Annotated in this window: 21 protein-coding genes and 1 pseudogene; 13 read left to right on the top strand and 9 right to left on the bottom strand. The window is 71.3% G+C overall.

Features of this window, described 5'->3' with window-relative positions:
- Window positions 1–2: 2 nt before the first annotated feature.
- Window positions 3–683 carry a uracil-DNA glycosylase gene (locus ACQPY4_RS08545; RefSeq protein ID WP_433334203.1) on the bottom strand — a complete coding sequence of 227 codons (681 nt, stop codon included), beginning with the start codon at window positions 681–683 and terminating at the stop codon, window positions 3–5.
- 270 nt (window positions 684–953) lie between these two features.
- On the opposite strand from ACQPY4_RS08545, the gene ACQPY4_RS08550 reads away from it, so the two are divergent.
- On the top strand, window positions 954–2387 hold the full coding sequence (locus ACQPY4_RS08550) for a WS/DGAT/MGAT family O-acyltransferase (RefSeq protein WP_433334205.1): 1434 nt from the start codon (window positions 954–956) through the stop codon (window positions 2385–2387).
- Here the strand turns inward: ACQPY4_RS08550 and ACQPY4_RS08555 are convergent.
- Both ACQPY4_RS08555 and ACQPY4_RS08560 read right to left on the bottom strand, forming a co-directional pair.
- On the bottom strand, window positions 2374–3375 hold the full coding sequence (locus ACQPY4_RS08555; RefSeq protein WP_433334207.1) for a hypothetical protein: 1002 nt from the start codon (window positions 3373–3375) through the stop codon (window positions 2374–2376). The genes ACQPY4_RS08550 and ACQPY4_RS08555 overlap by 14 nt on opposite strands.
- A complete protein-coding gene (locus ACQPY4_RS08560) occupies window positions 3368–3961 on the bottom strand; it encodes an XRE family transcriptional regulator (RefSeq protein WP_433334209.1) in 594 nt (197 codons plus the stop codon). The genes ACQPY4_RS08555 and ACQPY4_RS08560 overlap by 8 nt, the downstream gene beginning before the upstream one ends.
- 110 nt (window positions 3962–4071) lie before the next feature.
- On the opposite strand from ACQPY4_RS08560, the gene ACQPY4_RS08565 reads away from it, so the two are divergent.
- Together ACQPY4_RS08565 and ACQPY4_RS08570 are read left to right on the top strand one after the other, a co-directional pair.
- On the top strand, window positions 4072–4812 hold the full coding sequence (locus ACQPY4_RS08565) for a hypothetical protein (RefSeq protein WP_433334211.1): 741 nt from the start codon (window positions 4072–4074) through the stop codon (window positions 4810–4812).
- Between the two features lie 30 nt (window positions 4813–4842).
- Window positions 4843–6141 carry an MFS transporter gene (locus ACQPY4_RS08570; protein WP_433334213.1) on the top strand — a complete coding sequence of 433 codons (1299 nt, stop codon included), beginning with the start codon at window positions 4843–4845 and terminating at the stop codon, window positions 6139–6141.
- A gap of 3 nt (window positions 6142–6144) precedes the next feature.
- Here the strand turns inward: ACQPY4_RS08570 and ddaH are convergent, their stop codons facing one another.
- Window positions 6145–6990 (bottom strand): dimethylargininase, encoded by an 846-nt coding sequence (gene ddaH / locus ACQPY4_RS08575; RefSeq protein ID WP_433334215.1) that lies wholly within the window; start codon window positions 6988–6990, stop codon window positions 6145–6147.
- A 219-nt stretch (window positions 6991–7209) separates the two neighbouring features.
- Complete coding sequence (gene lpdA / locus ACQPY4_RS08580) at window positions 7210–8613, bottom strand: dihydrolipoyl dehydrogenase (protein WP_433334217.1); 1404 nt, start codon at window positions 8611–8613, stop codon at window positions 7210–7212.
- Window positions 8614–8990: 377 nt separating this feature from the next.
- Between lpdA and ACQPY4_RS08585 the strand changes: the two genes are divergently transcribed.
- The 6 genes from ACQPY4_RS08585 (at window position 8991) to ACQPY4_RS08610 (ending at window position 15531) form a co-directional block, all read left to right on the top strand.
- Complete coding sequence (locus tag ACQPY4_RS08585) at window positions 8991–9452, top strand: hypothetical protein (RefSeq protein WP_433334219.1); 462 nt, start codon at window positions 8991–8993, stop codon at window positions 9450–9452.
- Window positions 9453–9561: 109 nt separating this feature from the next.
- A complete protein-coding gene (locus ACQPY4_RS08590; RefSeq protein WP_433334221.1) occupies window positions 9562–10929 on the top strand; it encodes an MFS transporter in 1368 nt (455 codons plus the stop codon).
- Window positions 10930–11387: 458 nt separating this feature from the next.
- Window positions 11388–12773 carry a family 2B encapsulin nanocompartment shell protein gene (locus ACQPY4_RS08595; protein ID WP_433334223.1) on the top strand — a complete coding sequence of 462 codons (1386 nt, stop codon included), beginning with the start codon at window positions 11388–11390 and terminating at the stop codon, window positions 12771–12773.
- 54 nt (window positions 12774–12827) lie between these two features.
- Complete coding sequence (locus tag ACQPY4_RS08600) at window positions 12828–14222, top strand: family 2B encapsulin nanocompartment shell protein (protein ID WP_433334225.1); 1395 nt, start codon at window positions 12828–12830, stop codon at window positions 14220–14222.
- 2 nt (window positions 14223–14224) lie between these two features.
- On the top strand, window positions 14225–15259 hold the full coding sequence (locus ACQPY4_RS08605) for a family 2 encapsulin nanocompartment cargo protein polyprenyl transferase (RefSeq protein WP_433334227.1): 1035 nt from the start codon (window positions 14225–14227) through the stop codon (window positions 15257–15259).
- Between the two features lie 29 nt (window positions 15260–15288).
- Window positions 15289–15531, top strand: a complete 243-nt coding sequence (locus ACQPY4_RS08610; RefSeq protein WP_433334229.1) for a hypothetical protein — start codon at window positions 15289–15291, stop codon at window positions 15529–15531.
- A gap of 69 nt (window positions 15532–15600) precedes the next feature.
- Here ACQPY4_RS08610 and ACQPY4_RS08615 read toward each other — a convergent pair whose 3' ends face one another.
- The gene (locus tag ACQPY4_RS08615) at window positions 15601–16164 is read right to left on the bottom strand and encodes a DUF7691 family protein (protein WP_433334231.1); all 564 of its coding nucleotides are present in this window, start codon (window positions 16162–16164) and stop codon (window positions 15601–15603) included.
- 74 nt (window positions 16165–16238) lie between these two features.
- Here ACQPY4_RS08615 and ACQPY4_RS08620 point away from each other — a divergent pair, with 74 nt between their 5' ends.
- Window positions 16239–17222, top strand: coding sequence for an aldo/keto reductase (locus ACQPY4_RS08620; protein ID WP_433334233.1), 984 nt, complete (start codon window positions 16239–16241; stop codon window positions 17220–17222).
- Here ACQPY4_RS08620 and ACQPY4_RS08625 read toward each other — a convergent pair.
- Window positions 17219–17860, bottom strand: a complete 642-nt coding sequence (locus ACQPY4_RS08625) for a DUF5701 family protein (RefSeq protein WP_433334235.1) — start codon at window positions 17858–17860, stop codon at window positions 17219–17221. The two genes, ACQPY4_RS08620 and ACQPY4_RS08625, sit on opposite strands and share 4 nt — an antisense overlap.
- Window positions 17861–18010: 150 nt before the next feature.
- Here ACQPY4_RS08625 and ACQPY4_RS08630 point away from each other — a divergent pair, with 150 nt between their 5' ends.
- From ACQPY4_RS08630 to ACQPY4_RS08640, 3 genes and pseudogenes are all read left to right on the top strand, one after another.
- A complete protein-coding gene (locus ACQPY4_RS08630) occupies window positions 18011–18871 on the top strand; it encodes a hypothetical protein (RefSeq protein ID WP_433334237.1) in 861 nt (286 codons plus the stop codon).
- 77 nt (window positions 18872–18948) lie between these two features.
- Window positions 18949–19047: pseudogene (locus ACQPY4_RS08635) on the top strand (dethiobiotin synthetase); the annotation flags it as partial.
- A 76-nt stretch (window positions 19048–19123) separates the two neighbouring features.
- Window positions 19124–19408, top strand: coding sequence for a hypothetical protein (locus tag ACQPY4_RS08640; protein WP_433334239.1), 285 nt, complete (start codon window positions 19124–19126; stop codon window positions 19406–19408).
- Here the strand turns inward: ACQPY4_RS08640 and ACQPY4_RS08645 are convergent.
- Both ACQPY4_RS08645 and ACQPY4_RS08650 read right to left on the bottom strand, forming a co-directional pair.
- On the bottom strand, window positions 19374–20177 hold the full coding sequence (locus ACQPY4_RS08645; RefSeq protein WP_433334240.1) for a hypothetical protein: 804 nt from the start codon (window positions 20175–20177) through the stop codon (window positions 19374–19376). The two genes, ACQPY4_RS08640 and ACQPY4_RS08645, sit on opposite strands and share 35 nt — an antisense overlap.
- A gap of 158 nt (window positions 20178–20335) precedes the next feature.
- Entirely contained in the window at window positions 20336–20863 is a 528-nt protein-coding gene (locus tag ACQPY4_RS08650; RefSeq protein ID WP_433334242.1) for a hypothetical protein, read from the bottom strand.
- Between the last annotated feature and the right edge of the window lie 35 nt (window positions 20864–20898).

Raw genomic sequence — 20898 nt, forward strand, 5'->3', positions numbered from 1 at the left:
GGTCAGGGGAGTTTCCAGTCGACCGGTGCGGCGCCCTGCTGCTCCAGCATCTGGTTGGCGCGGCTGAAGGGGCGCGAGCCGAAGAAGCCGCGGTCGGCCGACATGGGGCTGGGGTGCGCCGACTCGACGCAGGGCACGCCCTCCATCATGGGACGCAGGTTGCGGGCGTCGCGTCCCCACAGGATGGCCACCAGGGGGCGCCCGCGCGCGGCCAGGGCGCGGATGGCCTGCTCGGTGACGTCCTCCCAGCCCTTGCCCCGGTGCGAGGCGGGCTTGCCCGGCATGACCGTCAGGGCGCGGTTGAGCAGCAGGACGCCCTGGTCCGTCCACGGGGACAGGTCGCCGTTGGACGGCGCGGGCAGCCCCAGGTCGTTGGAGTACTCGCGGTAGATGTTGATCAGACTGCCCGGCAGCGGACGGACGTCGGGCGCGACCGAGAAGCTCAGGCCGACCGGGTGGCCCGGCGTGGGGTAGGGGTCCTGCCCGACGATCAGGACGCGCACCTCGTCGAAGGGCTGCTGGAAGGCGCGCAGGATGTGGGCCCCGGCCGGGAGGTAGCGGCGGCCGGCCGCGACCTCGCCGCGCAGGAAGTCGCCCATGGCCGCGATGCGCCCGGCGACCGGTTCGAGCGCGCGGGCCCAGCCGCTCTCCACGATGTCCGCGAGTGGTCGTGCTGCCGTCATGGGCCCTCAGCCTAACGTTGTGATCATGCTCGCGGCGGGGCGTTCGGGGCACCGTGACGCACGGTGAAAGTTACTGACCACATGAGGTCGCATGATCACGGAAAGTTTCCTGCCGATTACGGGAGGGGCGCCTGGTGACGTGCGTGGAACGCCCCGTTAAGTCCGCGTTACTTCCTGACAGTCCTCATTGACTGGGGATGCGAAATTACGTACCACCTTGGGAAGTAGAGGGCAGCGCACACCACGAGCGGAACGACGGGACGGAGCAGTATGAGCCAGCTGACCACACTGGACGCCACCTTCCTTCACGCGGAGACGAGCACGACCCACGCGCACATCGCGGGCCTTGGCGTTCTTGACACCACGACCTGCCCCGAAGGGCGGCTGCGGGTGTCGGATCTCGTCAGGCTGGTCCGGGACAGAGCGCACCTCGCCGCCAGGCCCCTGCGCCAGCGGCTCGTCCAGGTCCCCTTCAGCCTCGACTGCCCCTACTGGGAGGACGACCCCGACTTCGACCCCGCACGGCACATCTTCGAGATCGCGCTGCCCGCTCCCGGGGGCGAGCGCCAGCTCGCCGACGCCGTCGCCATGCTCCACGAACGTCCCCTCGACCGCGCCCATCCGCTCTGGGAGCTGGTCCTGATCCAGGGCCTCGAAGGGGGCCGCACCGCCGTCTACGTCAAGGCGCACCACGCCGCGATCGACGGGGTCATGGCCGCCGAGACCATCGCCGCCCTGCTCGACCTGTCTCCCGAACCCCGCGAGCTCCCCGCCGACGACGCCGAGCGCGCGGTCGCGCCCGGCATGCTGACCCGCCTGGGCACCGGCCTCCTCAAGACCGCGCTGTACCCCGTCCGCAGCGTCGGCGCCGTCGTCCGCGCGGCCCCGTACCTCGACGAGATCCCGGTGGTGTCGGGCATCCCCGGCGTAGGCCTCATGACGCACGCCCTGCGCCGCGACGACCTGCCCAAGGTGTCCCGCGAGAACGCCCCGCCGACCCCGTTCAACCTCCCGATCGGACGCCGCCGCTCGGTCGCCTGCGGCGAGCTCGACCTGGCCGAGATCAAGGAGATCCGCAAGGCGCTGGGCGGCAGCGTCAACGACGTGATCATGGCCTTGTGCGCGACCGCGCTGCGGCAGTGGCTCGACAAGCGCGGCGCCCTGCCCGACCGTCCGCTGATCGCCGGGGTGCCGGTCTCGCTGCGCAAGGGGGACGACGACGCGGACGCCGCCAACGCCGTGTCGATCATGACCGTCCCGCTGGCGACCCACCTGGCCGGACCTGCCGAGCGCTACGACGCCGTCCGGCGCGACCTCGACCTGGTCAAGCGGCGCTTCGTGGCGTCGTCGGGCAGCTGGGTCACCGGGCTGGCCGAGCTGATGCCCCAGCCGCTGGCGGCGCCGTTCGCGCGGCTGGCGATGCAGGCGGCCCAGCCCCTGTCGGTCCGCCCGATCAACCTGATCGTCTCCAACGTGCCCGGACCGCAGTTCCCGCTGTTCCTCGGCGGCGCCCGCGTCCTCGGGTACTACCCGATCTCGGTCGTCACCGACATCAGCGGCGGCGTCAACATCACCGTCTTCTCCTACGACGGCAAGGTCGACATCGGCATCGTGGCCTGCCGCGACCTGGTCCCCGAACCGTCGGAGCTCATCGACCACCTGTCGGACGCGATGGACGAGCTCAGGAGCCTCAGCCGGGCGTGACTCCCAGGGCCCGCCGGTGCCGCCACGCCAGCTCCAGGGCGGCCGCACCGGCGGGCTGCATCGGCTGGGGGACCGTCCCGTCGAACGCGGCCGTCGAGACCCGTCCCTCGTCGTTGGTCTCCACGAGCCCCGCGAACGTCTCCCGGAACAGCGCGTCGTCGAACACCGCGACGGTCAGGAAGTCCAGCGCGAACGTCAGCGGGTCGACGCCCATCCCCAGCCAGAACACCCTCACCCGGCCGTGTGCGCGCGCATCGCTGAGGCGCCGGTGGAAGGGCCAGTCCTCCTGGACGAAGCCGTCCCCGTATGCCTCGGACGTCCCGAGGAACTCCTCGCTGTACTCGCGGACCATCGTCCGCCACAGGTCCAGGTCGCGCCGCTCGTCCTCCAGCGGCTGGAACACCCCCACGGGCATGACCTGGCGCAGGCCCCCCGCGTGCGCGACCTTCTCCGGGTCCCGCCAGTGCAGCACGTACGAGCCCGACCGCGTGAGCGTCAGCGTCGTGATCGCGGGCAGCGCGACGCGCCGCCCGAAGTCCAGCGGATCGCCCACACGCGTCCTGAGCGGCAACCCCGGAACCCCCGCCGCCAGCTCGTGCGCGACCGCCTCCCCGACGTTCACCCCGTCGAAGTAGCGGGCGGGCCCCAGCGTGAGCGTCGTCCCGTCCACCCGCACAAGCCGGTAGCAGGGCCGATCCTCGAACACCCGAGGCTGCGCCAGTGCCCCCATCGCCTCGGCGTACGTCGCGTACCCCTCGGGCAGCCCGTCCGAGGGGTCCCGCACCGCGACCGTCCCGGCCCCGGCCTCCCACTCCAGCCGGACGTCCTCCAGCGGGACGGGCGCCCCCGGCACCCACTCCGGCCGGCACAGCAGCGACGTCCCCGCCACCCGGCTCAACTCGGGATACAGCCCGTCGGCCGCCACCCCCCACCCCCGCCGGTCGGCGCTCAGCGCGCGGCGCGCCTCGACCCACGCCCGCTCATCCACGGGCACTTCCCTTCGCCTTCGGCCGTGCCCGCAGATGCATCCGCTCGCCCTGCGGCCCGAAGAGGCTGAGGACCTCGGCGGGGCCGTCCACGGCCGCGAACCAATGAGGAAGGCGGGTGTCGAACTCCGCCGCCTCGCCCGCGCCCAGGACCAGGTCGTGGTCCGCCAGGATCAGCCGGACCCGCCCGCTGAGCACGTAGAACCACTCGTAGCCCTCGTGCGTGCGCGGGTCGGGCTCGCCCTGCCGCTCGTCCAGGATCAGCTTGAACGCCTGCAGCCCGCCCGGCTGCCTGGTCAGCGGCACCGCCGTCAGATGCTTCATCTTCACCGGCGCGGCCCGCACCCGGGGATCGCCCACCGCAGGAGCCCCGACCAGCTCGTCCAGCGGCACCTGATGCGCCTTGGCCAGCGGCAGCAGCAACTCCAGCGTGGGCCGCCGCTTCCCCGACTCCAGCCGCGACAGCGTGCTCACCGAGATCCCCGTCGCCTCGGCCAGCCCGCTCAGCGTCGCCCCCCGCTCCCTCCGCAACCGCCGCAACCGTTCCCCAACCCCCGCCAGCACGTCCCCGATCGGCTCCTCACCCATGCCCCCATGATCCCGCCCCGCCCGGCATCGTGCCCACTGCCCGCCGCGTCCGCCCGCTACGGGGGGCGAAGGCCCCGATGTGTGGTTGGGTGCGGGTGGGGTGATGGGCAGTGGGGTTTCCGGGGGCGTTCGCCGTTGTCGAGCGCGACGGTGCCCTCGTCGTGGACGGGGTCGCGGCCTCGGCGGCGGAGCTGGTCGACGTACTGGGTACGGGGGCGTTGGAGACGGCGGTGGTGCTCAACGTCGGGCAGAACTCCTGGATGGACGACTACGAGCCGTGGACGCTCGGGCGGATCGCCCGCCACCAAGGGGTTCGGGCGGACGTCCATGACATTCGCTGGGCCGCGTCCCCGCGATTCCGGTCTGATGACCTGCTGGTCCTGCCGTGGGAGGACCTGCCGCGACTGCTGGACGGCTGGAGCGCCTACGGCATCGAGATCTTCGACTGCGACGGGACACCTGACCCCGACGCGCTGGCGCTGGCGGTGAACACGGCGGAGCCGGGCGGGCTCACGCTGCCCGCGTTGCCCGGGGCGCGGGTGTACTTCTCCGGGCATGACGACTTCTACGTCCATGTCGAGACCCGGGACGACCGGTTGCCCGGACGGATCTTCGGGCGGCTGCTCGGGCTCCAGGCGGACGCCGCCCCGCCACCGGGCGAGCTGGTGGACGAATTGCTGCGCCACGGCGAGCGGTGGGTGAGTGTGCTCACATCGGCGCAGGGGACGGTCGCGCTGGAGCTCGTCCCCACGGAGGTGGCGTGGCGGCTGCATGACCCCGTTCCGCCTGGTGTCTCGCATGTCGCGGTCGTGGAAGGCGGAGGGGCGGGCTGGGAGCTGCGACGGGTTTGACCCTGTTTCCGTCGCTTATGGTGATTGATCGTGCGGAACGGGGCGAAGAACGGCGGGACGCCCAGGGCGGTGTGGGGGCTCTGGGGCGTGGGCGTGGCGGCCTATGTCGTCGCGATCCTGCACCGGACGTCGTTCGGCGTGGCCGGGATCGAGGCGGGCGACCGGTTCGACGCCTCGGCGGGGACCCTGGCCTCGTTCACCGTTCTCCAGCTGCTCGTCTACGCGGGCCTCCAGATTCCGGTCGGGCTGATGCTCGACCGGCTCGGGCCGCGCCGGATGATCGTGGGCGGGGCGCTGCTCATGGCGTCCGGCCAGGCCCTGCTGGCGTTCTCGACCCAGCTCGCCCCGGCGGTGGCGGCGCGGGTGCTGGTGGGCGCGGGCGACGCGATGACGTTCATCAGCGTGCTCGGCATCGTCGGCACCTGGTTCCCGGCGCGCCGCATCCCCGTGGTGACGCAGCTGACCGGGATCCTCGGCCAGGCCGGGCAGGTGCTCAGCGCCGTCCCGCTGGTGGCGCTGCTGCACGGGCCCGGCTGGACGGCCGCGTTCGGCTCGGCGGCGGGCCTGGGCGTCCTGGTGGGCGTGCTCGCGCTGGCCGCGCTCAAGGAGGCCCCCCGGGACGCCGGACCGCCCACGACCGCCACGTTCGGCGCGCTCAGACGCGACCTGGTCGCCGCCTGGCTGCACCCGGGAACCAGGCTCGGCCTCTGGACGCATTTCGTCACCCAGTTCAGCGGCACCACGTTCGCCCTGATGTGGGGCTTTCCCTACCTGGTCTCGGGTCAGGGGCTGAGCCCGGCCAGGGCCAGCACGCTTCTCACGGTGTTCGTGCTGGCGACGATGGCCTCGGGGCCGTTCATCGGGCATCTGGTCGCGCGCTTCCCGTTGCGCCGCTCGTGGCTCGTGCTGGGGATCGTCGCGGCCAACGCCGGGGCGTGGGCGGCCGTGCTGGCCTGCCCGCCGCCCGCCCCGGCCTGGCTGCTGGTCGTGCTGGTGCTGTGCGTCGCGCTCGGCGGCCCCGGCTCGATGATCGGGTTCGACTACGCCAGGACGTTCAACCCGCCCGAGCGCCAGGGCACCGCGACGGGCATCGTGAACGTCGGCGGCTTCGTCGCCTCGCTGATCACGATCCTGCTGATCGGGCTGGTCCTGGACGCCCTGTCGCCGGGCAAGGAGTTCACTCCCGAGGCGTTCCGCGCGGCGTGGAGCGTCCAGGCCCTGATCTGGCTGGTCGGCGTGTGCGGCGTCCTGCGCACCCGGGCCCTGGCCCGCAGGCGCGTCGCCCGGGACGCCGCCGCACCCGCGTCTCTCGAACCCTCGGCGCGCTGAGGGTCAGGCCGTCCGCAGCTCCAGCGTGCAGCACTTGGGGCCGCCGCCGGCCTTGCGGAGCTCGGACAGGTCCACCGGGACGGGGCTGAACCCGTTGGCGTCGAGCGTCTTGATCAGGCCCTCGGCCTCGGCGTTGATGACGACGTTGCGTCCGTCGCACACCGCGTTGAGGCCCAGGACGGCCGCGTCCTCTTCCGCGGCGATGAGCGCGTTGGGGAAGAGGGACTCCAGCACCGCCCGGCTACCGGGGGAGAACGCGCCCGGGTAGTAGGCGACGTTGTCGCCGCTCAGCGGGAACAGCGCGGTGTCGAGGTGGTAGAAGCGCGGGTCGACCAGCCGGAGCGTCACCACGGGACGTCCCAGGAACTCCTGGGCCTCCTGGTGCGCGGCCATGTCGGTGCGGAACCCGGTGCCCGCCAGGATGACGCCGTCGAGGGTGAGGAAGTCGCCCTCGCCCTCGTTGGTGTGGACGGGCTCCAGGACCTCGGGGAAGCCGTTGTCGCGCAGCCAGGCGGCGTACGCGGGCCCCTCGGCCTTCCGCTCGGCATGGGTGAAGCTGGCGCCGTAGACGCGGCCTCCGACGACCAGGGCGCCGTTGGCGGCGAACACCATGTCGGGCAGGCCCGGGATCGGGTCGATCATGCTGACCTGGTGGCCGAGCGCGACGTAGGCGGCCCGCAGGGCCTCCCACTGCGCGACCGCGAGGCCGGCGTCCGCGCCCGCCTCGGGGTCCATCCACGGGTTGATCTTGTAGGTGACCGCGAAGTGTTCCGGGCGGCACATGAGGTAGTGGCGGCGCTGGGCGGTGCGGATCGCGCTGGTCGGCTCCATCGCCGGCGAGACGGTCATGCGGTCTCCAGGACTGAGTTCAAAGAGGGAGGATCAGATGATCGAAATACTAGGAATCCGCGACCCTCGAACCAATCCGCCGATCTTGCGCTGACCTGGTGTTTCGTTGCTTGTCTCGCGACGGTTCCGGCGATTCGTTGCGCGCCTGGTCCCTACCCCGCCGCGATCGTGTCCGCGGGACCGCCGGAGGGCTCCGGCGGTCCCCGCGCCGCGCGGGCCCTACATGTTGATCATGTGGCCGGCCAGCCCGTGGACGGCCTCCTTCATCGCCTCGCCGAGCGACGGGTGGGCGTGGACGTTGCGGGCGACCTCGTTGACCGTGAGGTCCCACTGCTGGGCCAGGGTCAGCTCGGGCAGCAGCTCGGTGACCTCGGGGCCGATCATGTGCGCGCCCAGCAGCTCGCCGTACTTGGCGTCGCTGATCACCTTCACGAAGCCGTCGCCCTCGCCCATGCCCACGGCCTTGCCGTTGGCGCTGAAGGGGAACTTGGCGACCTTGACGTCGAAGCCCTGCTCCTTGGCCTGCGCCTCGGTCCAGCCGAAGCTGGCGATCTGGGGCTGGCAGTAGGTGGCGCGCGGGACCATGACGTACTCGACCTCCATGGTCTCGGCGTCGCCGATGGTCTCCGCCGCCACGATGCCCATCGCCTCGGCCGCGTGCGCCAGCATCAGCTTGGCCGTCACGTCGCCGATGGCGAAGATGTGCGGGACGGACGTGCGGCAGTGGCCGTCGACGTCGATCGCGCCGCGGTCGGTCAGCGCGACGCCGGTCTTCTCCAGGCCGTAGCCCTCGACGTTGGGCTGGAACCCGATCGCCTGGAGCACCTTGTCGGCCTCCAGGGTCTGCTGCGCGCCGTCCTTGCCGGTGACGGTCACCTTGACCTTGTCGCCGGAGTCGTCGATGGCGTCCACCCGGGTGGAGGTCAGCACCTCGACGCCGAGCTTGCGGTAGCGCTTGGCCAGCTCCTTGGAGACGTCGGCGTCCTCGTTCGGGACCATCCGGTCGAGGAACTCGACGATCGTGACCTTCACGCCGTAGTTGTGCAGGACGTAGGCGAACTCGACGCCGATGGCGCCCGCGCCCGCGATCACGATGCTCTCGGGGAGGTCGTCGCTGAGGATCTGCTCCTCGTAGGTCACGACCCGCTCCGACAGGGACGTCCCCGGCAGCAGCTTGGTGTGCGCCCCCGAAGCGATGATGCAGTGGTCGAAGGTGACGGTTTCGGAACCACCGTCGGACTTGGCCACCTGGAGGGTGTTCGGGTCGGAGAACGTCCCGCGCCCGTCATAGGAGGTGATCTTGTTCTTCTTCATCAGGAACTGGACGCCCTTGACGAACTTGGCCGACACCTCGCGGCTGCGCTCGTAGGCCTTGCCGTAGTCGAAGGACACCGGCCCCTCGGTCCTGATCCCGTACTTCTCCGCCTCGTGGGTGAAGATGTGGGCCAGCTCCGCGTTGCGGAGCAGCGACTTGGAGGGGATGCACCCGACGTTGAGGCAGACCCCGCCCCAGTACTTCTCCTCGATGATCGCCGTCTTCAGCCCGAGCTGTGCCGACCGGATCGCGGCGACATATCCACCCGGGCCCGCGCCCAGGACCACGACGTCATAGTGTTCGCTCATTCTTGTGACGATATTCGGCACCGGGTGCTGCTCGCATCCCGACCTGCCCGTCATGTACGGGCGCGGCCCCATCGGGGCACCGTGCGTGACCGGAACCCAGCGAACGCAGGCGCTTGGTCACGTCCTGTTAGAATTTCGTCAACCCGCCCACCAGGCCGTCCGGGGAACCGGAGCCGCCGCGGGAGTGATGGTTGCCTCAGTCCCGATCGGGAACCCCACGTCCAAGCCGCGTCGTTGTCGCCGAGTCGGACGTGACCGCGGACTCGTACAAGTGGGCGTATCGAACAAGTGGGCGTATCGAACGAGTACGTATGAACGTACGCCAGACCCTGCCCGGGTGCGCCGATGCCCGGGCCGCGATGTGAGGAGCGAGCCGAGTGAGGATTCCCAAGCGCGTCAATGCCGTCCTGGACTGGGCGGAGCAGCACGTTGGCGCACTTGCGGTGGTCATCGCGCTGGTGGTCGCCATGGTGGCCGTGGCCGCCGCGACGCTGGCGCCCACGCTGATCGGACTCCCGGCCGCGGGCTTCGTCCTCGGCGCCGCCTTCGGTGCCTTCGCCGTCCACCTGCGGATGAACAAGCGGGTGATGCGCGTCCGCCGCGAGGTCGACGACCTCCTGCGTGAGAACGGGGCCCTGCGCCACCGCAACACCGTGCTCGCCTCCGGGGTGATCACCCGTGAGGCCCAGACGACCCAGGCGCTGGTGGCGATCCCCGAAGACGACCTGCAGGACGAGAGCGACCCCCAGCGGACCCAGAAGCTCCCGCCTCTGCTGGGCCTCGGCGGCGCGGACGAGGACGAGAACGACGACGAGGCCGAGAACCGCCGCAGCGCCTGACGCTCCCGGCACCCCCGCCCTGAACTGGGCATATCCGACTTAGACGGGCCTTTCGGCCCTCGGCGTTACCCCCGTAGATCTTGGGGGAGGGTACGTCGGGGGGTGGCTCATGACATCCAAGGCAGCGGAGCCCGCACCGCCCGACGTCCCGCCCGACCAGGCGACGGTGCGCAAGGCGGTCATCGCGTCGGCGATGGGCAACTGCATCGAGTGGTTCGACTTCGGCGTGTTCAGCGCCGGGGTGATGACCTCGATCATCGGCACCGTCTTCTTCCCGCCGGGCGAGGACGGCAGCGCCACCCTCCGCTCGTTCGCCCTGATCGCCGCCGCCTTCCTGGCCCGGCCCTTCGGCGGGATGTTCTTCGGGCCGCTGGGCGACCGGATCGGGCGCAAGAAGATCCTCGCCGCCACCATCATCCTGATGTCCGGCTCGACGTTCGTGATCGGCGTCCTGCCCGGCTACTCGACCATCGGCATCGCCGCGCCGCTGCTGCTGCTGGCGGTCCGGCTCGTCCAGGGCTTCTCCACCGGGGGCGAGTACGGCGGCGCCGCGACCATGATCGCCGAGTACGCGCCGACGAAGAGACGCGGGTTCTTCGGCAGCTTCCTGGAACTCGGCACCCTGTCGGGCTACATCGCGGGCGCGGGACTCGTGCTGCTGATGGAGCTGGCGCTGGGCAGCGAGCGGATGCACGACTGGGGCTGGCGCATTCCGTTCCTGATCGCGCTGCCGCTCGGCCTGGTCGGGCTGTACGTCCGCAGCCGCATCGAGGACACCCCGGCGTTCCAGCACATGGAGCAGGCGGGCGAGAAGGCCAAATCGCCGCTCAAGGAGACGCTGGTCCGCAACTGGCCGATGATCGCCAAGCTGATCGCGATCGTGTTCCTGCTCAACATCGCCGACTACACGCTGCTGACGTTCATGCCGTCCTACCTCACCGAGAACCTGGCGATGGAGGACGTCACCGCGCAGGTGATCACCATCGGGGTGGAGTTCGCGATGATGCTGGTCATCGTCCCGCTGGGCGCCCTGTCCGACCGGATCGGGCGAAAACCGCTGCTGATCACCGCGGCCTTCGGCTTCCTGTTCCTCAGCTGGCCCGCGTTCGCGCTCATGCAGACCGAGCAGGCGCTCGGCGTGGCCGCCGGGTACGCGATCATCGGCGGGCTCCTGGTGCTGATGCTGGCGGTGATCGGCGCGACGTTCCCGGCGATGTTCCCGACCAAGGTGCGGTACGGGGCGTTCGCGATCGGCTACAACGTCTCGACGTCGCTGTTCGGCGGGACGTGCGCCGTCTTCGTCGGCTGGCTGATCAAGCTCACCGGCACCAACTACATCCCGGCCTACTACCTGATGTTCGCGGCGCTGGTGGCGATCGTCCCTCTGTTCTCGATCCCGGAGACGGCCGGGGTGCCGATCGAGGAGGCCGGAAAGGAGAAGACCCCGGAACCCGTGGGTTCCGGGGCTCGCGGCTGACGGTCAGTTCCGGGCGAAGCGGCGGCGGGCCCAGCCCGCCAGCGTCGCCGAAACGGCCAGTCCGGCCACGGTCTCGATCAGCAGTGCGGTCCATACCATGGTCACTCTGGGCCTCCTCTCGCCTGCGCCGGGCCTCCCTTGCCGGGCCCGATCCTCACCTGCGTCAACACCAGGATGCGGCCTGTGTTTCCCTTCGGACGCCCGCGCCGAACGTGATGTGCGTCTCTCTTCACTGGCGCTTGTTTTCGGCTCACGAGACCCGGGTGGGAAGAACTGACCGTCCCGCCACACCTTGGTTAGCCAGGGTGAGAACTGTCTCGCATTGCAATCGCTCGGCCACGCTCTGTAATGTCACACCCAAGCCGTGCGGCCTTGGATAAAGGCGCTCACCGGCCAATTCCATGCACCCCTGAAATGGCGTCCCCCGCAAGCCAGCGAACAGATCGGTGGAGTGGATCGTGACTGAACAGCAGCAGCTGAGCCTCGGCACCCAGGCAGCGCGCAACCTCGCGACGACGACCAAGACCGTTCCGCAGATGCAGGGCATCTCGTCCCGGTGGCTCATCAAACTGCTGCCCTGGGTGCAGGCGGCGGGCGGGGCCTACCGGGTCAACCGCCGGCTCAGCTACACCGTCGGTGACGGGCGGGTCACCTTCGTGTCCACCGGCGCCGACGTCCGCGTCATCCCGGCCGAGCTCGGCGAACTCCCCGCGCTGCGCGGCTTCGACGACCCCGAGGTCCTGGAGGGCCTGGCCGGACGCTTCGAGCAGCGCGAGCTGGAGCCGGGCGACGTCGTCGTCGAGGCCGGCGACCCCGTCGACCGGGTCTACCTGGTCGCCCACGGCAAGCTCAACCGCATCGGCGCCGGAGAATACGGCGACGAGACCGTCCTGGAAATTCTGGCCGACGGCAGTTTCTTCGGCGACCGGGTCCTGGCCGGCGATTCGGAGGAATGGGAGTATTCGATCAAGGCGGTGACCGCCTGCACGGTGCTGACGCTTTCCGGTGACCAGTTCCGCGAGATGCTCGACCGGTCCGAGCCGCTGCGCGAGCACGTCACCGAATTCGTGAACTCGCCCGACCGGGCGCAGAACCCGCACGGCGAGGCCGAGATCGAGCTGGCCTCGGGGCATGTGGGCGAGCCGACGCTGCCGGGCACGTTCGTCGACTACGACGCCGCGCCCCGCGAGTACGAGCTGAGCGTGGCCCAGACCGTCCTGCGCGTCCACTCGCGCGTGGCCGACCTCTACAACGAGCCGATGGACCAGGTCCAGCAGCAGCTGCGCCTCACCATCGAGGCGCTGCGCGAGCGGCAGGAGAACGAACTGGTCAACAGCCGCGACTTCGGGCTGCTGCACAACGCCGACCTGAGCCAGCGCATCCACACCCGCTCCGGCCCGCCCACCCCCGACGACATGGACGAGCTGCTGACCCTGGTGTGGAAGGAGCCCGCCTTCTTCCTGGCCCACCCCAAGGCCATCGCCGCGTTCGGCCGCGAGTGCAGCGCGCGCGGCGTCTACCCCGACAGCGTCGACGTCGAAGGGCACAAGGTCCCGGCCTGGCGCGGCGTCCCGATCTTCCCCTGCAACAAGATCCCGGTCAGCAAGACCCGCACCAGCTCGATCATGCTGATGCGCACCGGCGAGGCCGCCCAGGGCGTGGTGGGCCTGCACCAGATCGGCATCCCCGACGAGATCCAGCCCGGCCTCTCGGTGCGCTTCATGGGCGTCACCGAGAAGGCGATCATCTCCTACCTGGTCAGCGCGTACTTCTCGGCGGCCGTCCTGGTGCCCGACGCCCTGGCGATCCTCGACAGCGTCGAGATCAACCATGGCGGCCAGTGAGACCGTCCGGCCCCGACACGCGCATGAACCGGTGACTCTGGGAGGTCCCACGCCATGACCGAGACCAGCGAGCAAGCCCCGCAGGCCGCACAGCTCAGCCTGAGCACGGCGTCGGCCCGCAAGCTGGCGACCACGACCAAGTCCGTCCCGCAGATGCAGGGCATCACGCCGCGCTGGCTGCTGCGGCTGCTGCCCTGGGAAGAGGTGAAGGGAGGCACCTACCGCGTCAACCGCAGGCTCGCCTACCAGGTCGGCGACGGCCGGGTCACGTTCGTGACCACCGGCGCCGAGGTCCGGGTCATCCCGCGCGAGCTGGGCGAGCTGCCCCCGCTGCGCGACTTCGCGGACGTCTCCGCCCTTGAGGGGCTGGCGGAGCGGTTCGAGCAGCGCGAGTACGAACCGGGCGAGGTGATCGTCGAGTCCGGCGGTCCCGTCGACCGGATCGTCCTGATCGCCCACGGCAAGGCGGCCAAGCTCGGCGAGGGCGAGTACGGCGCGAGCACCGAGCTCGGCGTCCTGGCCGACGGCGAGTTCGTCGGCCACCAGGCGCTGCTGTCCGAGCCGGGGGAGTGGGAGCACACGCTCAAGGCCGTCACCCCGATCACGGTGCTGACGCTGTCGCGCGACGCGGCGGCCGAACTGGCCGGACGCTCGGCGACCCTGCGCGTCCACCTGGCCGAGTACGAGAACGCGCCGGCCCCGCCGAGCAACAGCAAGGGCGAGGCCGAGATCGAGCTGACGTCCGGGCATGTGGGCGAGCCGACGCTGCCGGGCACGTTCGTCGACTACGACACCTCGCCCCGCGAGTACGAGCTGAGCCTCGCCCAGACCAGGCTCCGCGTCCACACCCGGGTGGCCGACATCTACAACGGCCCGATGAACCAGGTGGAGCAGCAGCTCAGGCTCACCATCGAGGCGCTCCTCGAACGCCAGGAGTACGAGATGATCAACAGCCGCGACTTCGGGCTGCTGCACAACGCCGACCTGAGCCAGCGCATCCACACCCGCACCGGTCCGCCCACCCCCGACGACATGGACGAGCTGATCAGCCGCCGCCGCGGCACCAAGTTCATCCTCGCCCACCCCCGGGCCATCGCCGCGTTCGGCCGCGAATGCACGCGCCGGGGCGTCTACCCGGGCACCAAGGACCACGAGGGCCGGTGCGTCCAGGCCTGGCGCGGCATCCCGATCTTCCCCAGCGACAAGATCCCGATCAGCGACGGCGGCACCAGCGCGATCCTGGCGATGCGCACCGGCTCCCAGGACGAGGGCGTCGTGGGCCTGCGCCGCACCGGAATCCCCGACGAGGTGCGTCCCGGCGTGTCCGTGCGCTTCATGGGCGTGGACGACAAGGCGATCCTTTCCTACCTGGTCAGCGCCTACCACTCGGCGGCCGTCCTGGTGCCCGACGCCCTCGGCGTCCTGGAGAACGTCGAGATCGGGAGGTAGCCGTGACCGTGACCCAGGGCGGCCCCCGAACCGCGCGCAAGGTCCTGTCGTGGAGCCGGGGCATGCTCGACCCGGCGCTGCGCGCCACGGTGAACGACCTGCCCACCTCGATGCGCCGCATCGCCGACTACCACTTCGGCTGGCGCGACGAGGCCGACCGCCCGATCAACGTGGGCGGCGGCAAGGCCCTGCGTCCGGCGCTCGTGCTGCTCACCGCCGAGGCGGTGGGCGGCATGGCCGCCTCGGCGCTGCCCGCCGCGGTCGCGATCGAGCTCACGCACAACTTCTCGCTGCTGCACGACGACGTGATGGACGGTGACACCACCCGGCGCCACCGTCCCACCGCCTGGACGGTCTTCGGCGAGAACGCGGCGATCCTGGCGGGCGACGCCCTGGTCGCCGCGGCCTTCGAGGTGCTGGCCGCCTCGCCGCACCCGGCGACCGTCCGGGCCGTCCGCATCCTCAGCTCGGCGGTGATCGAGCTGGTCGAGGGCCAGAGCGCCGACATGTCCTTCGAGACCCGCACCGACGTCGCCCTGCCCGAATGCCTGTCGATGGCCGGGCACAAGACCGGGACGCTCATGGGCGCCTCCACCGCACTCGGTGCCGCATACGGGGGCGGCACCGACGAGCAGATCGAGCACATGTGCGCCTTCGGCGAGCGCCTGGGGCTGGCCTTCCAGGTCGTCGACGACCTGCTCGGCATCTGGGGCGACCCGGCGGTCACCGGCAAGCCCGTCCACTCCGACCTGCGCAACCGCAAGAAGTCCCTGCCGGTGGTGGCCGCCCTGACCTCGGGCACCCCGGCGGGCGCCGAACTGGCCGACCTCTACCACCGCGACGAGCCCTTCGGCGAGGCCGAACCGGCCCGCGCCGCCGAGCTGATCGAGGTGGCCGGCGGCCGCGACTGGGCGGTCCAGCGGACCGCCTCCCTCCTGGAGGAGGCCCTGTCCGAACTGGCCGCGGCGACCCCCAGCGCCCCGGCCGACACCGAGCTCACCTCGCTGGCCCGGCTGGTGGCCCACCGCGACCACTAGTCGATCATTTGTTCGATTACCATGACGTCATGGCCCCCGACACCGCTCTCTCGCACACACCCTCACACTGTCCCCAAGGTCACCCCCTGAGCCCCGGACGCGTCATCGTCGGCTGGTCGCCCTGCGCGTGCCCGCCATGCGCCACCCGCGCCCGGGGCCTCCGGGGCCACCGCACCTACCTCTGCCTGACCTGCAAGGACGACCACGTCACCACCATGTGCTACCTCCCCTACCACGTCGCCCGCCCCGAGGCCCCCTACCGCTGGCCCTGACCCCCGAGCGCGGCCACACCGTGCCGCGACCGTGCGTGGACGACCTTGGCCATCGGGTGTGCGAGGTGGTCAGCCGTAGAAGGTGACCAGGTCCTGCGGGGGCAGGGGGCCGTCGGGGAAGTCGCGGGCGAAGGCGTTGAAGTGGAGGGTCTCGTCCGCCGCGGCCAGCAGCACCTTCACCAGATCGGACGCCTCCACTCGATCGGCGAGCGTGCCGTACGCCTCACGTAGCGCGGGGACTCGCTCGGCTGGCACGTGCCCGATCACCGGCGCGTTTCTCGCCTGGGTGGGGAACGGGGTGTCGTAGACGAACGACGCCGGTGTGAGATCGCGGGGCACTCCGGCGTCCTCGAACTCGCGGCTCGCGTCCGCGAGGTACCGCGCGCCCAGGCGCAGGGGGCCGAGGTCGAAGCGGGTCGACTCGCCGTGCTCGATCACGTCCCGCCAGACCCGGGCGTAGGCGTCACCGGCGTCCGGGTCGAGGGGACGGTCGCCGAAGAGGTCGTCGACGGCCTTCTCGTCGGCGGTGGCCGCGCGTCGGCGGCACCCCTCCCGCATGCCGGGGGGCGGCCGCCGGACCCAGAGGCGCGCGTTCTCGATGCTCACGCTGTAGATCGTGAGTTGCGTGCTCATCAGTCCCCCTGTCGTCGGTGTCGGCCCAGTGTCCTACAACCCCTTAGCCTGAGGGAGATCATCGGGGAGGTGCTATGACACTGCCGACGAGCCGGTTCGGCACGACCGATATGCGGATCACCCGGGTGGGATTCGGAGCCTGGGCCGTCGGCGGACGCTGGCAGCACGGCTGGGGCCAGCAGGACGACGCCGACTCCATCGCCGCGATCCGCCGCGCCGTCGAACGGGGCGTCAACTGGATCGACACCGCCGCCGTCTACGGGCTCGGCCACTCCGAGGAGGTCGTCGCCCGCGCGCTGGACGGCATCCCCGAGGCCGACCGTCCCTTCGTCTTCACCAAGGGCGGCGAGGTCTGGGACGACGCGGGCCGCGTCTCCAAGGTCGCCACCTCCGAATCGCTCCGGCGCGAGGTCGAGGCGTCCCTGCGACGGCTGCGCGTCGAGCGCATCGACCTCTACCAGGTGCACCAGACACCCGAGGCGGGCAACCCCGTCGAGGAGTACTGGCAGGTCATGGCCGACCTGAAGGCCGAGGGCAAGGTCCGCGCCATCGGCCTGTCCAACCACGACACCGCGCGGCTGGCCGCAGCGGAGCGGGTCGCCCATGTCGACTCTCTCCAGCCGCCCTTCTCGGCGATCAACCGCTCCCAGGCCGCGGAGATCGCCTGGTGCGCGGCCAACGACACGGCGGTGATCGTCTACTCTCCGATGCAGTCGGGCCTGCTCACCGGCGCCTTCTCGGCCGAGCGCGCCGCGTCCCTGCCCGCCGACGACTGGCGCCGCACCGCCCCCGACTTCACCACCGGCTTGGCCGCGAACCTGGCACTGGCCGAGGCCCTGCGCCCGATCGCCGACCGCCACGGCGTCGGTCAGGGCGCCGTCGCCATCGCCTGGGCCCTGGCCTGGCCCGGCGTCACCGGCGCCATCGTGGGCGCCCGCCGTCCGTCCCAGGTCGACGGCTGGACCCCGGCCGCCGCCCTGACCCTCGCCCAGGACGACCTCGACGCGATCACCACCGCCATCCGGACCACCGGCGCGGGCCAGGGCCCACCCCTCTAGCCGAGGGAACCGGCGCGGGACGCGGCGGACGCCATCCCCAGCCAGGTGTGCGGGTTGCCCGCCCAGCACCAGCCGAGCTTGGGGGCGTTCTGGCTGATCCAGATCGCGGGGACGCGGCGGTCGCCGCAGCGCGAGCCGCCCAGCGAGAAGCACTTGTTCTTGGCGAGCATGGCCGGGTGCTGGGTGACGAGCGCGATGCCCTCCTCCATGGTCAGCAGGGTGCGGCCCCGGTCGGCGATGACGCCCATGGCCTCGTTGGGGATCGCGCCGCAGAACTCCTCGCCGCGGTCGACGTCGAAGAGCAGGTAGGCGCGGGCGTCGGGGAGTTCGACCTCCTTGGTCGGGACGAACCGCGCGATGTCGCCCTCGGCGTAGTGGCGGTCGATGACCCCGGGTTTGGTACGGCGCTCCAGCGTGGTCAGCGCGATGGTCTCCTCGATCGGGGCGAGCTCGCGGGTGACCACCAGGACGAACGGGGCGTGGGCCTCGTCCGTCCGGGCCCGGGCGGCGGTCTCGCGCAGCGGGGACAGCAGGCCGGTGAACGCCTCGGCGGAGAGCCCGGCCAGTTCGGGGTAGCGCCGGTCCACCAGCGTGCTCACCTGGCGGTCGAACTCGATGGCGGGATCGAAGCGGGTCAAGGCGGTCCTCTCGTCGTCGGTAACTCCGTACAACATACAGAGAAACGCCGTTATTTCCAGTGCGGGCCGCTTCGGGTCATGACCTGGGACAAGGCAGTCAAATGGGGTGAGACTGGAGGTACCACTCGGCATCGACCTCTGGGGCCCGGCATGGTCGCCTTCGATTTCCCTCGCGTCACCCGTCCCGCCGCGCCTCGGCGGATGCTGCGCAACTCCGACGGGGACACCCCCGTCATCGAGCAGCCCATCCGCATGGTCTCGGTCGACACCCCCGAGAAGGCCGGCTATGCCGGGCTCCCTCCCGTCGCCCAGCCCAAGCTGGACCGCTGCCGGGCCCGCCTCACCGACGGGACGTTCGACCCGCTGATCCCGCCGGCCCTGCGCGAGCACCTGGCCGACCGGCTCACCTCCGACGCGGCCGAACGCCACATCGCCGCGGGCAACCGGGCCACCGCCGTGTTCGACGCGCTGGTCGAGCGGCGCCTGACCCGTCCGGACGGCGGACGCCGCCGCGCGGGCATCATCCCCACCGGCGAACTGATCGACCGCTACGGGCGTCTCCTCGCCTACGCCGCCCCCTGGTTCGCGGGCGGCGGCGACCCGGTGCCGCCCCGCGACCACCCCGACCGCCGCACCTTCAACCTGGACCTGGTCGCCACCGGGTGGGGCGCGATGTTCCTGATCTACCCGTCCATCCCGCACGACGCCGATCTGCGCATGCTCCTCGAAGCCGCCGAGACCGCCTGGGACGAGCGGCGCGGCATGTGGGCGGCCTTCGGCGAGGAGCTGCTCCTGGCCTACGAGTACCGCGCCTGCGTCAAACTGGGCACCCGTGACCTGGGCGACCCCAAACTCGCCGTCGACAACGCCTTCCAGAGAATCTGCGTGGACGTCACCACCCTCGACGTGGCGGGCCCCTTCGACTACTTCCGCGTCCCCCCGTCCCGCCGCCTCTGGATCTGGAAGGACGACTTCGCCCGCGCCCGCGAAGACCTGGACCTCCCCGCCTGACCGCAGGGCCTGCACTAGCGTCGGTTCGCATGATCCAGGTCTCGGTGTGCGGCCCCAGCGCGGCGACTCCACAGGACATGGCCGCCGCCCGCGAGGTCGGCCGCCTGCTGGCCGGGAACGGCGCGGCCGTGATCTGCGGCGGCTCGACCGGCGTCATGGAAGCCGTCGCCGAGGGCGCGGCCTCCGTCGGGGGGCTGGTGATCGGCGTCCTGGGCCGTCCCACCCGCGAGGGTGCCAACCCTTACCTCAGCGTTGGCCATCCCCACGGGCATGGGCCAGGCCCGCAACGCCATCATCGCGCTGTCCGGCGACGCGGTCATCGTCGTGGGCGGCTCCTGGGGGACCCTCTCCGAATTGGCCCTCGCCCGCCGTCACGACATCACCGTCGTCCAGGTGGGCGGCTGGCACCTCACCGGCGCCGACGGCAGTCCGGTCGAAGGCGTCCTCTACGCGACCACCCCCGAGGAGGCCGTTCGGCTGACAGGACTCTTCGGCAAAGCCACTAGGACTTCGGACGCGGGGCGCTCAGGGCGGTGAGGGCGGACAGGAGGGCGAGGGCGATCCAGCCGGTCGACTGGATGGCGTCGCCCTCGCCGGACGCCACCGCGCGCGCCCACGATGCCATCAGGGCCGCCATCAGGACGGCGTTGTACCGGACGACGAAGCGGCCCGCCGCCACCGGTGCTCGCAGGGACCACGCGACCGACAGCGGGACCGAGGCGAACAGCACGCAGCTGAACAGCCACATCACGTAGAGGGCTGGTTCTTCCGGGGAACCGGTGTCGCTCGACAGCAGGTCGGCCGCCCAGCCCAGGAAGGTGCCCTCGATGAAGTGGAGGATCGCCATGGTCGTCGACAGGAGCAGGGTGGCCACCAGCACCACCAGGCGCTGCCGGCACGGACGGGACGGCGGTGCCTCCCGCTCCGCCGGACGGGGCGGGCGGGCCAGCCAGGCCAGGATCGCCACGGGTGCGTGGAGCGCCCAGTGCGGGAGCGAGAGCGGCCCGGACGCGCCCTCCGCGACGGCAGCCGCGGCGTAGAGCACCGCCTGCGAGCCGTTCAGCAGCGCGACGAAGCCGAGTGCCGGCCTGGTCACCGTGGCGGGTCTGTGGCGCAGGAGCAGCAGGACGACGGGGCAGGTCCAGGCGATCAGCGTCATGCCGTGCCACATCATCCGCAGGCCCTGCTGGGCGTCGGCGGGGGCGTTCCCGTCCATCAGCGCGTCGATGGTCGGATCCGCCCGCACGAAGGTGTGCAGCACGGCGATGACCGTCCCCAGGGCCGCGGCCGTCCCCAGCGCCCACATCGGCGGCGCCCCACGCCTCTCCCTGGTTGCGGAACTCATAGTTTCGGTACTCATGTTTCCGTATCATGGGCGCATGAGGGCGAGAAGGCAATGGGGTGGGCGCCTATGCGGCAGTCGTTTGGCTCACACCGCTCGATCCCGCTGAGCGCTGGGCCTGGTCAGAGGGGCCAGGGGGAGTCGGGCGGTGTGGGGGAGTAGATGGCCTGGTCGGGGTCTACGGCGGTCAGGTAGTAGGTGTGGCCGCGTTCGACTATTTCCAGGGGAGGCGGGTCGGGGACGAGGCGGCGGACGGATTCGCCGTCGGCCAGGCGGACGGGGAGGCGGGGCTCGGCCCAGGTGGCGGCGGTCTGCTCGGCTTCCTCGCGGGTGCGCCAGAGCGCGGCGGGACGGCCGTCGGCCAGCGGGTCGGTGAGGCGGCGCAGGACGGCGGGGCTGTAGACGCCGCGGACACGGAAGCCCGTCAGGCGGCGGCGGGGGAGGACCGTACGGACGTAGCGGCGCGAGCCCTTCTGGCGGCCGACCACGATGACCTCGTCGTTGCCGTCGCCCCAGCGCGGCGGCAGAATCCAGACCTTGGCCGAGGGCGCGAAGGGGCGCGAGACCCGTCGTGTTTCGGGCCGGAAGGGGACTTCGGGCGCCACGTTCGCCACCAGACACCAGGCCAGCAATGCTCCGCTCTCCCGCATGGCCACAGGATGGCCGCCGCACCCTGCCGGGCGCA

It is taken from the genome of Spirillospora sp. CA-294931 (assembly GCF_050946795.1).
In the GTDB taxonomy this organism is placed as follows: Bacteria; Actinomycetota; Actinomycetes; order Streptosporangiales; family Streptosporangiaceae; genus Spirillospora.

Bases quoted from the DNA above. Each gene is read 5' to 3' on its own strand.
- ACQPY4_RS08560 (WP_433334209.1), bottom strand. From the start codon at position 3,961: ATGGGTGAGGAGCCGATCGGGGACGTGCTGGCGGGGGTTGGGGAACGG.
- ACQPY4_RS08545 (WP_433334203.1), bottom strand. From the start codon at position 683: ATGACGGCAGCACGACCACTCGCGGACATCGTGGAGAGCGGCTGGGCC.
- ACQPY4_RS08645 (WP_433334240.1), bottom strand. From the start codon at position 20,177: ATGTGGGCGCTGGGGACGGCCGCGGCCCTGGGGACGGTCATCGCCGTG.
- ddaH (WP_433334215.1), bottom strand. From the start codon at position 6,990: ATGACCGTCTCGCCGGCGATGGAGCCGACCAGCGCGATCCGCACCGCC.
- ACQPY4_RS08550 (WP_433334205.1), top strand. From the start codon at position 954: ATGAGCCAGCTGACCACACTGGACGCCACCTTCCTTCACGCGGAGACG.
- ACQPY4_RS08610 (WP_433334229.1), top strand. From the start codon at position 15,289: ATGGCCCCCGACACCGCTCTCTCGCACACACCCTCACACTGTCCCCAA.
- ACQPY4_RS08650 (WP_433334242.1), bottom strand. From the start codon at position 20,863: ATGCGGGAGAGCGGAGCATTGCTGGCCTGGTGTCTGGTGGCGAACGTG.
- ACQPY4_RS08600 (WP_433334225.1), top strand. From the start codon at position 12,828: ATGACCGAGACCAGCGAGCAAGCCCCGCAGGCCGCACAGCTCAGCCTG.
- ACQPY4_RS08630 (WP_433334237.1), top strand. From the start codon at position 18,011: ATGGTCGCCTTCGATTTCCCTCGCGTCACCCGTCCCGCCGCGCCTCGG.
- ACQPY4_RS08615 (WP_433334231.1), bottom strand. From the start codon at position 16,164: ATGAGCACGCAACTCACGATCTACAGCGTGAGCATCGAGAACGCGCGC.
- ACQPY4_RS08620 (WP_433334233.1), top strand. From the start codon at position 16,239: ATGACACTGCCGACGAGCCGGTTCGGCACGACCGATATGCGGATCACC.
- ACQPY4_RS08590 (WP_433334221.1), top strand. From the start codon at position 9,562: ATGACATCCAAGGCAGCGGAGCCCGCACCGCCCGACGTCCCGCCCGAC.
- lpdA (WP_433334217.1), bottom strand. From the start codon at position 8,613: ATGAGCGAACACTATGACGTCGTGGTCCTGGGCGCGGGCCCGGGTGGA.